This window comes from Marinobacterium iners DSM 11526, from assembly GCF_900107855.1.
GTDB classification, from domain to species: domain Bacteria; phylum Pseudomonadota; class Gammaproteobacteria; order Pseudomonadales; family Balneatricaceae; genus Marinobacterium; species Marinobacterium iners.
On record NZ_FNRJ01000011.1, the window covers coordinates 23,771 to 35,718 of the forward strand.

At 55.9% G+C, this 11,948-nt stretch carries 11 protein-coding genes; 7 read left to right on the plus strand and 4 right to left on the minus strand.

From position 1 onward, the window contains the following. Positions 1–3 precede the first annotated feature (3 nt). From BLV48_RS12140 to BLV48_RS12155, 4 genes are all read left to right on the plus strand, one after another. Entirely contained in the window at positions 4–1,707 is a 1,704-nt protein-coding gene (locus BLV48_RS12140) for a potassium channel family protein (RefSeq protein ID WP_091827061.1), read from the plus strand. Further along, positions 1,707–2,603, plus strand: a complete 897-nt coding sequence (locus BLV48_RS12145) for a DMT family transporter (protein ID WP_091827062.1) — start codon at positions 1,707–1,709, stop codon at positions 2,601–2,603. The genes BLV48_RS12140 and BLV48_RS12145 overlap by 1 nt, the downstream gene beginning before the upstream one ends. Before the next feature lie 9 nt (positions 2,604–2,612). Further along, positions 2,613–3,482 (plus strand): Tim44 domain-containing protein, encoded by an 870-nt coding sequence (locus tag BLV48_RS12150; RefSeq protein WP_091827063.1) that lies wholly within the window; start codon positions 2,613–2,615, stop codon positions 3,480–3,482. A gap of 188 nt (positions 3,483–3,670) precedes the next feature. Next, positions 3,671–5,821 carry a methyl-accepting chemotaxis protein gene (locus tag BLV48_RS12155; protein WP_091827064.1) on the plus strand — a complete coding sequence of 717 codons (2,151 nt, stop codon included), beginning with the start codon at positions 3,671–3,673 and terminating at the stop codon, positions 5,819–5,821. 38 nt (positions 5,822–5,859) lie between these two features. Here the strand turns inward: BLV48_RS12155 and yaaA are convergent, their stop codons facing one another. Then, on the minus strand, positions 5,860–6,639 hold the full coding sequence (gene yaaA / locus BLV48_RS12160) for a peroxide stress protein YaaA (protein WP_091827065.1): 780 nt from the start codon (positions 6,637–6,639) through the stop codon (positions 5,860–5,862). 72 nt (positions 6,640–6,711) lie between these two features. After that, the gene (locus BLV48_RS12165; RefSeq protein WP_091827066.1) at positions 6,712–6,942 is read right to left on the minus strand and encodes a DUF2789 domain-containing protein; all 231 of its coding nucleotides are present in this window, start codon (positions 6,940–6,942) and stop codon (positions 6,712–6,714) included. Positions 6,943–7,179: 237 nt separating this feature from the next. Here BLV48_RS12165 and BLV48_RS12170 point away from each other — a divergent pair, with 237 nt between their 5' ends. Both BLV48_RS12170 and BLV48_RS12175 read left to right on the plus strand, forming a co-directional pair. Further along, positions 7,180–8,457 (plus strand): tryptophan--tRNA ligase, encoded by a 1,278-nt coding sequence (locus tag BLV48_RS12170; RefSeq protein WP_091827067.1) that lies wholly within the window; start codon positions 7,180–7,182, stop codon positions 8,455–8,457. A 186-nt stretch (positions 8,458–8,643) separates the two neighbouring features. Beyond that, positions 8,644–8,847, plus strand: a complete 204-nt coding sequence (locus tag BLV48_RS12175; RefSeq protein WP_242530142.1) for a hypothetical protein — start codon at positions 8,644–8,646, stop codon at positions 8,845–8,847. A gap of 72 nt (positions 8,848–8,919) precedes the next feature. Here the strand turns inward: BLV48_RS12175 and cysK are convergent, their stop codons facing one another. Further along, entirely contained in the window at positions 8,920–9,888 is a 969-nt protein-coding gene (gene cysK, locus BLV48_RS12180; protein WP_175527663.1) for a cysteine synthase A, read from the minus strand. Positions 9,889–10,047: 159 nt separating this feature from the next. Here cysK and BLV48_RS12185 point away from each other — a divergent pair, with 159 nt between their 5' ends. After that, positions 10,048–10,557, plus strand: coding sequence for a tetratricopeptide repeat protein (locus tag BLV48_RS12185; RefSeq protein WP_091827069.1), 510 nt, complete (start codon positions 10,048–10,050; stop codon positions 10,555–10,557). Here the strand turns inward: BLV48_RS12185 and BLV48_RS12190 are convergent. Continuing rightward, positions 10,532–11,947: a DUF4139 domain-containing protein gene (locus BLV48_RS12190; RefSeq protein ID WP_091827070.1), complete on the minus strand. Its 1,416-nt coding sequence runs from the start codon at positions 11,945–11,947 to the stop codon at positions 10,532–10,534. The two genes, BLV48_RS12185 and BLV48_RS12190, sit on opposite strands and share 26 nt — an antisense overlap. Between the last annotated feature and the right edge of the window lies 1 nt (position 11,948).

Below are 11,948 nucleotides of genomic sequence, written 5' to 3' on the forward strand. Positions count from 1 at the left end.
CGCATGAACAACCTGCTGTTTCTGTTCCTGCGCCGACTACGGACGCCGTTGATCACGCTGATCAGCGTGTATGCGGTGTCGATTTTCGGCATGACCTTGATTCCCGGCCAGGATGCCGATGGCAATGTCTGGTACATGGATTTCTTCCATGCCTTCTATTTCGTGTCCTATATGGGCACGACGATCGGTTTTGGCGAGATTCCATACGAATTCACCGATGCACAACGGATGTGGGTCACCTTTACCATTTATGCAACAGTCATCACCTGGCTGTATGGTATCGGTACCATGTTGGCCGTACTGCAGGAGCCCATGTTCGGCCGCCTGATGCGGCTGCGCGGCTTCAGAAGTCAGGTGCGCGATCTGCAGGAGCCGTTTTATCTGGTGTGTGGCTATGGTGTGACCGGGCGGTTGTTGGTGAGGCGGCTGGTAAAAAGAGGTATACGTGTAGTCGTTATCGATGTCGATCAAGATCGAATTGACGCTCTTGAGCTGGATAATCTTGTAACCCCGGTGCCAGCACTCTGCGCCGATGCGTCCTTGCCGGATGTGCTGGATCACGCAGGTCTGCAGCACCCCAGATGTGTCGGGGTCCTGGCGCTTACCAACCACGACAGGGTGAATCTGGCCGTTGCCATCGCCAGTAAGTTGCTGGTCCCCAAGCGCCAGGTCATTACCCGTACCAACTCGGATCTGACCACCGCCAACATGGCCTCGTTCGGCACCGACATGATTGTTGATCCTTTCCGTGCCTATGCGGACTATCTGGCATTGGCGGCACGATCTCCGCACAAGCACCTGGTGTATGACTGGCTGATGAATCCTCGTCACCGCAAACTCTCCAGTGCGTACAAGCATGCGGAAGGACGCTGGATTATCTGTGGTTATGGTCGCTTTGGCCGAGCGCTGGCAGCAGCGTTTGCGGCAGAGGGAATGGATATGACCATCATCGACCCAGACCATGACAGCGTTACCCCGCTTGAGGGAGCTGTGGTTGGGGTGGGGACCGAGGCACATACTCTGATTGAAGCCGGTGTGGAAAGCGCCGTAGGCATCATTGCCGGTACTGACAGTGACACCGATAACCTCTCCATCATCATGACAGCGCGAGAACTCAATCCGAAACTGACCACAGTCGTGCGACAGAATCTGCATCAGAATGCGCTGGTGTTTCGTCACTCCCGCTGTGACTATGTCATGGAGCCGGGGCGAATCATTGCCAATCGGATACTGGCGCAGCTGAAAACCCCGCTGTTGTCGGAGTTTTTGCAGCATCTGCAGCAGGAAAGCAATGTTTGGGCACATGAGCTGCTCAATCGCATGAGCAACACAGTGGGAGATGATGAGCTCGACAGCTGGTCAATCCGGATTGATGCAGAGAATTCGCCGGCTGTCGTCAACATGCTGCAGCAGGGACATAAAATTCCGCTGCGGGTGTTGTACCGTAACCCACGGCAACGGGACAAGATGCTGCCCTGTTTTGCGCTGCTGCTGCGTAACGCTGATGGAGTCCGTATACTCCCGGGTGAGCTGACCGAGCTGAAGGAGGGCGACGAAATTCTCTGCTGTGGGCTTGGTAATGTATTGCGCCAGATGGAGTGGACGGTGAACAACTACAACGTGCTGTATTACGTGATCACGGGCGAGGATCCGCCCCACAGTCTGCTGGCTCGATTACTGCGGCGACAGGAGCGGGAAGCCCTCTGATGCCTTATCTACTGCTTGTACTGACCACCCTGTTTTGGGCAGGCAACTTCGTGCTGGCCCGTGCCATTCATCTCGATCTGCAGCCGTTTACGCTGGCGTTTCTGCGCTGGACTCTGGCGCTGCTGATCATCGCCCCCTGGTGGCTGGGGCGGGCCTGGCGGTTGCGTCAGGTGCTGCGAGACAATCTGCCGTTACTCACGGTGCAGGGCATTCTGGGAGTGGGCTGCTTCAATACACTGGTATATTTCGGCGTGCAGCATACCCAGGCATCCAATGCCATGTTGATGCAGTCCGCAGTGCCGGTAGTCATCCTGTTACTGGGGGCGCTGTTTCTGCGCGAGCCGGCCAGCCCCAGACAATGGCTGGGCGTGGCGCTGTCGCTCGGCGGGGTACTGGTGCTTGTCAGTCGCGGCAGCCTGGAAGTGATGGCCGCGTTCGATTTCAATCGAGGTGATCTGTGGATCTTCCTGGCCATGCTCAGCTGGTCGCTTTATACCCTCAGCCTGCGCTGGAAGCCGGCTGCACTGGATGGTTTTACGTTCTTTGGTTTTTCCGTGCTGGTGGGGGTCGTCGTATTGTTTCCGTTCATGCTTTGGGAACAGGGGGGCAGTACAGCCTTCAAATTAACGGAACCCTTTGTCTGGACCGTGATCTATATGGCGATCTTTCCGTCGATCCTGTCGTTCCTGTTCTGGAATTACGGAGTTGAAAGGCTGGGCGCGGCCACGGCCGGGTTGTTCATTCACCTGATGCCGATGTTCGGCCTGCTGTTGGCAACTGTTTTTCTCGGTGAAAGACTGGGCTGGTACCACCTTACCGGTGTACTGCTGATCTTTTCCGGCTTGTATATAGCGATACTGGCGCAATCCCTGCGTCGGTTACGAAAATCTGTTTGAGGAGACTCGATGAAAACATTGATGACCACCTGCTTTGCGTTGCTGCTTGGCTTTATGCTGATGCCGCAGGAAGCGGAGGCCAAACGCCTTGGCGGCGGTTCAAGCTTTGGCAAAAGCTACACGACACCCAAGCGGGTCGCACCTGCCCCCGCGAAAGAGCAGGCCGCTGCTCCCACGTCGTCCACCAAAACCGCCGGAGCACGCAGCGGTCTGGGTGGCATGATGGGTGGTCTGCTGGCGGGTGGTCTGCTGGCAGCGCTGTTCATGGGCGGTGCGTTTGAAGGCATTCAGCTGATGGATATTCTGTTGCTGGCCGGGGTCGGGTTCATACTGTTCAAGCTGTTCAGCAGCAAGCGTGCGCAGGCGCAGAGACAGCAGCCCGCCTATGCCATGCCCGATGGGGCCATGGCACGTCAGGCGCCGCAGCATGAGCCGGCTGATCCGGTTATGCCTGCCTCTGCAGGAGTCAGTACCGGTTCCGACTTTGCCCCGGTCGAACTGAAACTGCCGCAGTGGTTCAACGAGCAAGCCTTTGTTGAGGGTGCCCGCAGCCACTTCATGAATCTGCAGACTGCCTGGGACAGCCAGAACTGGGATGAGATTCGCGACTACATGTCTGACGAGATGTTCGCGGCGCTGCAGCAGGAACGTGCCAAACTGCCTGAGCAGCAGCATACCGAAGTTGATTCGGTGATGGCCGAGTTGGTGAACTTCATCGACAACGGTGACCATGTGGTTGCCAGTATTCACTTCTATGGCTGGATTGCCGAGTCGGGCCAGCCGACCAGTGAGTTCAGCGAAATCTGGCATCTCAATCGCGATATGACAACTGACGGCAGTGACTGGAAGATTGTCGGTATCGAACAGCCGAACGTGTAACGCCCTTCTGCCGATGGCCCCTGTGCCACCGGTTTGTCAGATGCACCTTCAAGGTGCATCTGCACCTCTTTAGGCACTCTCTGCACTTTTATGGATCACATGAGTGATTCTTTGATCCCATTCTGCACTGGTTTTTTTGGCGCGTTTTTTGCTCCGGTCATTCTGTTGTTTTGTCTGGAGAGTTGTAAATGGCCGTTCTGAAAAGCACCGCAATGCAGTTGTCAGCTGCTGAACGTCACTGGTTGCCCTGGTTCGGGCCGACCGGAAAGCTGGCCATGCGCCGTGCCTGTTGGCTCAACCGCCGGACTTTGCCGGTGGTGGAGCAAACCTTTGAAAGCATCGCGGAAATACGCGTCAGACTGCTCACCGGCTGGGCCCAGGCCAAGTGGGATATGCTGGCCGATCTAGCACAACAAGTGGGTGAGTCTTTTCCGGACTGTGACAGGGCGCTACTGGAGCACAAACGGCGCCAGGCTCAGGATCTCTCAGAACTGGCATTGATCGATCTGGAAGGCCGAGTAACCTGTTCGACAACACCGACCCGCACAGGCTGTCAGGACCTGAACTCAAAAGCGGTCAACGCTGGCCTGCAGGCTCCTTTTCTGCACGGCCCCTATATCGACCCGGTGACGCTTGAGTTGGGTGCCAGCTCTTCTCGCTTCCATGACGAAGTGACATTGATGTTCTATCAGCCGGTTAAACAGGATGGCGTTGTCGTGGGCGCACTGTGTGCCCGTGTACCCAACGATGTGCTGGGTGACCTGATACAGCGAGAGGCGGGCCACATCTTTCCGGAGTCCGGCGATAACTACCTGTTCATGGTGGAGTCGCGGTTTGATCCCACTATCGAAGCGGGAACGGCGCTGTCACGCTCACGTTTTGAAGATGGCACCTTCAGCCACGGTGAAAACCTTAAAAGCGGAATTCATACCGCCTGGGGAACTGTTAAGGTTAACCGTCATACTGAATTCGAAATCCGTTTCACCGATCCCGCCACCGGTCAGTTGCACCCCGGTGTGCGGGAGACGATCCGTAAGGGTGGAAATCTGTTTGTGGCTTACCCGGGCTATTCCGATTATCGCCACATCCCCGTGATCGGTAAGGGAGTGACCTTCAGCATGCCGGGCTCGCAGGATCGGTGGGGCATGATGTGTGAATCCGATCTGGAAGAGGTCTATCGCCGTCGTTCGCTCAGTGTGCGCATGATGACGAGCTTGGCGGGGTCGCTGGCAGTGGGGCTTGGCGCCAGTTACGGTCTGCAGTATTGGCTGAATCTGCCGGCACTGCCGGGCATGTTGCTCAATTTTGTGTTTGTGATGCTGTCGGTAATGCTGTTCTGGCAGGTGGGAATACGTCCCCTGTCGCGCCGATTGGGAGCGATGACCGAAGTGATCCGAAATCTGGCGGAAGGACAGGGTAATCTTAGTCAGCGATTGGACAGTGACCGCATCGTGGCGGATGAAACCGGTGATATGGCCCGCTGGATCAACAGCTTCGTGGATAATCTGGATGGCATTGTGGCGCAGGTGATTCGGGCTGCCGATGATGTGGGTGAAAACAGCCAGACCATGCAGGTGCGCAACCGCATTGCACTGGATTCCGCAACCTCGGTTGATGAAGCCGCCGAGACCATGTTGAGTCTGGTTGAGTCGCAACTGGTGGCGATCAGTCAGGCCTCCGGTACGGCTGAGGTCATGAAGTCTGCCATGGAGGAGGTTGTCGCCAAGGCACGGGAGCAGTTCGAGTCGGTACGCTCGGGTACGCAGGCGATTCGCGATATCGTCCAGACCTCCGCGAGGCGAGTACAGGCGCTGAACCAGCGCACGGTTGAGATCGACGAAATGGTAGCACTGATCACCGATATCACGGCCCAGACCAATCTGCTGGCACTCAATGCGGCCATTGAAGCGGCACGTGCAGGCGAACATGGGCGTGGATTCTCGGTGGTAGCCGATGAAGTCAGGGCGCTCGCAGCGCGAACTGAAACCGCCGCGCATGAGATCAGTGCCCGTATCGAGCGGATTCAGAAAGAGAGTGTCGACGCAGTACGTTTCATGGAGGCCGGTGTGGAAGACGTGGATCGCAGTCTGCAGCTGGCGGAGCAGTCCACTTCGGATAACACGGAGCTGCATGACAGCGTGGCGCAGATGTTTGATATCATCAAGCACATCGACCGTCACAGCCAAGAGCACGGCGGCCATGCTCGATCTGTCGCTGAGATCACCACACGCATGCATCAGGCGGTGGGAGAGTTGCAGCTAAGCTCAGATCAGGTCAAGGGAACGGCGGCCAAGCTGCAACAGCTGGTGGGCGCGTTTGAAGTCAGCTCGGCCAAATAGCGCTAGCCCGCTCGCCACCGTGGCGGGCGGGCAGCGGCTCAGCTGGCGGGCACTTCATCTCGCAGGAATACCCAGGTATCGCCCTTGCTTTGTTCCTGGCTGAAATAATACCCCTCCAGATCAAACGCCTTGATCGCCTCAGGCGCATCGATGCGATTCTGGATGATGTAACGGCTCATCAGGCCGCGTGCCTTTTTGGCATAGAAACTGATGATCTTGTATTGACCGTTCTTGAAATCCTTGAACACCGGGGTGATCAGTCGGGCGTTGAGCGCCTTGGGCTGTACCGACTTGAAGTATTCATTTGACGCCAGGTTGACCACTACGTCATCGGATGTTTTCAATTCCTCGTTCAGTGCGGTGGTAATGCGTTCGCCCCAGAACTGGTAAAGGTTGTCGCCAGAAGCGGTTTTCAGTCGAGTTCCCATCTCCAGGCGGTAGGGCTCCAGCAGATCCAGCGGACGCAACACGCCATACAGGCCTGACAGAATGCGCAGATGCTGCTGGGCGAAGCTGAAGTCAGCCTCGCTGAAGCTCTCGGCATCCAGACCGGTGTACACATCTCCCTTGAAAGCCAATACGGCGGGGCGGGCATTGTCCGGCGTATGTTTGGGCTCCCAGCTCTGGTAGCGTGCCACATTAAGACTGGCCAGCTTGTCACTGAGTTTCATCAGCTCGGCAACATCCTGAACCGAAAGCTGACGCAGTGTTTCGATCAGCTGTTGTGACTGCTCGGTAAAGCGTGGCTGGGTGTAGGTATCGGTAGCGAGAGGGGATTCATAATCAAGCGTTTTGGCTGGTGAAACCAGTGTCAGCATGAGTTGGGTCTACCTTGCACAATAAAAGAGAAGGGGCCGCACCTGACCGGCCCCGGCGGATCTAAAAGGGAATTAATGCAGGCTGTTGTTCAGTTCGTCAACTATTTCAGCCCAATCAGAATCACTGCTGATCGCTTCACGCAGAAACTCGGCCTGGGTTTCGTTCCAAAATGACGCCTCATGCAGCTGAATTTCGCTGCTGAACAGCCGATGGGTGCGAATAAACTGCTCAATCGAGTCATTGTCTGCCGGCAGGCCGAGCTGTTCAAACAGGGCGCTGAAGGTGTGAGCGGATGTATCCATGTAAACCTCCTGTGGCAATATCAGACGTAGCCGTATCTGTCTCCATTATGGTCAAGCCTGCAGGATTGTCAAAACCTGACTATTTTGGTTGGTTTTGTGTCGAGTCGAATCGAATCGTTGTTCTGGCAATGACAGCGATAACATGGGCTTGCAAGCCTCTCAACGCATTCTGAGCGGCAGCGACTTAACAAGTTGTGTATCATAGCGTTTTAGGACAGACCGACTGACGAGTACGCAATGAGCAAACAGACCGTTCTGACCGGTATTACCACCACCGGTACGCCGCATATTGGTAACTATCTGGGCGCCATCAAGCCCGCCATTGAAGCGAGCGAAAACCCCGCTTTCAACAGCTACTTCTTTCTGGCTGATTTCCATGCGCTGATCAAGTGCCAGGAGCCTGACCGGGTGGCGCGTTCAACCCGTGAAATTGCCGCAACCTGGCTGGCATTGGGGCTGGACACCAATAAGGCGACTTTCTACCGTCAGACCGACATTCCTGAAATCACAGAGCTGACCTGGATTCTGACCTGCCAGACCTCCAAAGGGCTGATGAACCGTGCCCATGCTTACAAGGCCTCGGTGGATGCCAACCGTGAGGCCGGTAAGGAAGACCTGGATGACGGTGTCACCATGGGTCTGTTCAGCTATCCGATATTGATGGCCGCCGACATCCTTATGTTCAATGCCGACACTATCCCGGTGGGCAAGGATCAGGTGCAGCATATCGAGATGGCGCGTGATATCGCCGGTCGATTCAACCATCAGTTTGAGCCCCTGTTCACCCTGCCGCAGGCGCAAGTGGATGAAGAAACTCAGCTGATTCCGGGGCTGGACGGCCGCAAGATGTCCAAGAGCTATAACAACACCATTCCATTGTTCTGTTCGTCAGATGAGCTGCGCAGGCTGATCAATCAGATCGTGACCGATACCCGTGAGCCGGGTGAACCCAAAGATCCGGACAATACCCTGATGCACCTCTATCGCTGTTTTGCGACCGAAGTGGAAAGTGCCGCCATGCGTCAGCGGTTTATCGACGGGATCGGTTGGGGGGCTGCCAAAACTGAACTCTTCGAGTACCTGGACGCCCAGCTGTCTTCGCCGCGTGCCCGTTACAACGAACTGATGAATGACCTGGGTGAAGTGGAAGCGGTACTGCTCAAGGGCGCTGAGCGTGCGCGGGAATACGCAACTCCGTTTCTCGACAAGGTGCGCCACGCCGTCGGTATCCGCTCACTGACCGATACCAGCAGTACGCAGCAGCAGAAAGTGGCGAAAGAAAAGGAAAAGAGTGAAGAAGAGCTGGCCCGCGCCGAGGAAGGGCGCCGTCGTGCCATCCTGATGCAGATTAGTCCCCTGCTGGAGCAAGTGAAACAGGCCGAAGACAAGACCGCTGCAGCGGTAACATTGATCGCTGAAAAGTCGGCTGAAGTTGAAGCGTTGAAGAAAAAGGCACGTCAGAAGGCTCAGAATGAGCTGGATCTACTCAAGGAGGAGCTGGCGGCCTATCTCTAGCCCCCTTCCCATATCTCTTCCTGCATGACCTGAAACAGCCTTTCCTGACCGGAAAGGCTGTTTCATTTCCGCTGTCCTCTCTTTGTCATCAAATGACAAAGAAAGCCTCACGCACTTGTTATATTCCGCCATTAGGCTATGCTTCTTGTAATAAAACTACAAAATAAAACCAACAGGAGGAAGAGCATGGATATTCAGGTAAAGGCAGAAGAACGGACTATCGCCATTCTGGGTGTGGATGGCGAAAATTTCGTTGTCAGCGGCGTGTACAAGGGCACCGCACGCAAGCCAAGCTCTTATATCGTAACCCGCAGCAGTGACCGCAGTGTCACCGTACGCGACCTTAGCACTTTCCCGAGCCATCAGCAGGTACGCGAATTAATGAGCTGATATCGACACCCGATTCAGCAAGAGAAACTGCCGCCTTGTGCGGCAGTTTTCGTTTGGGTGTGGTCAGGCGAGCTATTGCACCGTTTCGTTATCGCTGAACATGCCTTCAAACAGAATTGAAGACAGGTAGCGTTCACCCGAATCAGGCAGAATGACTACAATCTGTTTGCCTGTATTGGTTTCCAGTTCTGCCTGACGCAATGCTGCCGCCAGGGCGGCGCCACAGGAAATACCGCACAGAATACCTTCTTTCTGCATCAACTCACGTGCGGTTGTGATCGCATCTTCATTGCTGACCTGCTCAACCTTGTCGACCAGTGAAAGGTCCAGGTTCTTGGGTACAAAGCCGGCACCAATGCCCTGAATTTTATGCGGAGCAGGTTTGACCTCATCACCAGCCAGGGTTTGCGTAATCACGGGGGAGTCGACAGGTTCAACCGCGACGCTGATGATCTGTTTGCCCTGAGTGCGCTTGATATAGCGTGAGATGCCAGTCAAGGTGCCACCCGTGCCGACACCGGCAACCAGCATATCAATCTTGCCGTCGGTATCGCGCCAGATTTCCGGGCCGGTGGTTTTCTCATGGATGTCCGGGTTGGCCGGGTTCTCGAACTGCTGCAGCATCAGGAAGCTGTCCGGGTTTTCGTCCACCAGCTGTTGGGCTTTTTCGATTGCGCCTTTCATCCCCTTGGCCGGTTCGGTCAGCACGATTTCGGCCCCAAGGGCCTTCATCAGTTTGCGTCGCTCCAGCGACATGGAGGATGGCATGGTCAGAATCAAGCGGTAGCCCTTCGCGGCCGCCACAAACGCGAGCGCAATACCGGTATTGCCACTGGTCGGCTCAATCAGAGTCATGCCGGGCTGCAGACGGCCGTCCTGTTCTGCTGCCCAGATCATGCTGGCGCCGATGCGGCATTTGATCGATCCGGCCGGGTTACGCGATTCGATCTTGGCGTAGAGATTGCCGGCTGGCCAGAGATTTTTGAGTCGTACCAGCGGTGTGTTGCCGATCGTCAGCGCGTTGTCTTCATATATATTCATCAGCTTTTCAACTCCATGACGGCTTGAATCAGGGTCAGCAGGCTACTCCAAGCTTGCTGACAACAGGTATAGTTCAGTGTACCGCTGACTGCGGTAAAATGTGAGACGATTTTTTCATATCTGTATAAAGATACGATTTCTAATGCCTTGGGGGTATATATGCATTGGCTAATGCGGCAACTGGCACCTTTGATCGCCTGGCTGGCAGATCGCCTGTTTCATTTGTCCCTGTTCAATCGGTCCCGTCAGCGTCACCAGCTGGTCATGCGGCTGTTCCGGTTTGCTGCGGACAATGGCAGCCAGCGGGCACTTTCGGTATACGGTCATCTGCTGCACTTTCGCGGCGAAGATGTGGCCAGCCGCATTCAGGGTGGGATCTATCTGCAGCGTGCGGCTGATGCCGGTGATCCCAAGGCACAGTATCAAATGGGCAGAATTTTCGAGAATGGATTCGAGCATTACTTCACGCCTGATCTCGGCAAGGCGTTACATTACTACCGCCAGGCGGCGGAACAGCTTCATCCTCTGGCTATTCGACGCATGATTGAGGTTTATGAAGAGGGCGCCCTGGGTGTTGCCATCGACCCGGCGCGTGCCAACTGCTGGCGTCAGCGCCAGCACCAGGTGCCCTCGGTCGAGGCGCTCAGCGTGTCGTCAGAGTCGCGCTGAAGCTCAGCTCCTCTTCACTTTCGGCAGGGATTTCCATCTGCCAGCTGGCAGACGCACCGCTGACCTGTGTAGTTGGTTTACTGGTGAGTGTCAGCTTGAACGGCAGTGGAAAGTGAGCAGTCAGGTCCAGAGGTTTGCTCTGTTCCGAGCGGTTACGCACACTGATCCGGTACTCCACCTCATAGCCTTCAAACACCTTTCTGAAGCCTGTTTGGACCTGCTCGATCCCCAGGTCAAAGGCTTCACCCATAATCACTCTGACCTTTTCGCCTGCAGCGGTTGCAGGTACCTGAGTGCCCCCCACAAACTGCAGTTGGCCGTCGGCATCAGGCCGGAACACTCGCGCCTGTCCGCTGGGCAAGGGCAAGCGTGATCCGGATGTGGCCGGTGCGGTGAAATGCAGCTCAGTCAGAGCCTGATCCAGCTGTGGCGGCATCTGTTGATGGGCGTTCACCTGAAGTGCGTAGGTGTATTGAATGCTTGCGGGCAGCTGGGTGTTTGGAATCAAGGGTACCTGTTTCTGCTGCTGATCTTGCAGGTTGTGTAGCCCGGGCAGGGTGTAGAGGTGATAGTCCTGTACCGATCCAGTTTCAACTCCGCCGACTTTCATATCGGCTGCGGCCGAGCGCATCAGCATGACTTCAGGTCGAGTCTGTTGAGGCTGGTTGACCTGTCCCGCCAGCAGCTTGATGTTTGCCTGGGGCCAGGCCAAACCGCTGTGGTTGTTCAGAGTGGCGAGGCCTTCCAGGTCCAGCTGTTCACCATCACTATCGAGGGTCAGCAGGTAGTCCATCTGCCAGCTGAGGCCTTGTGTCAGATAGCTGATTTCGGCTTCGGCCGCATTGCGGGTGCCTTTGGTGCGAAATGAAAGGCGTGGCTGCAACTGATAGTTGGGACTGTCTGGTTTTACAATCAGTCGCCACTGGCCTTGGTGCAGAGGCAGGGTTTCGATCTCTCCTGCTTCGTTTGCTATCAGTGCCGTGTTGCCTTCAACACGCAGCAGACGCACTTCGGTGCGTGTTTCGGACCCTGTGACGGGATTGAAGCGGGCGAGGGTAATTGTTTTGCCCATTTGCGTCTGCAGCAGGCTGCCAAGACTGAGCAGGTCCTGTTCCAGGTTTTGTTCCAGAATCTGGCCCATACCGCGCAGTTTAAGCGTTTGAGCCTGCATCTGTGGGCTCACAGCTTGCAGCAGAATCGGGGTATCAGCCGGAAGTGCCGGAACCTTGCGCTGTTCCTGAACCAGTGCGAGGTTCTGCTGGTACAACGTGAGATCAAGACGAGTACGGCTGTCGTCCGCAATACTGATCTCGTTTGCAGCCTGTATCAGTGGGCTCACAAGCAGGCCACCGACCAGAGCGGTGGACAGAGAGAGTTGTCGAATGATCATG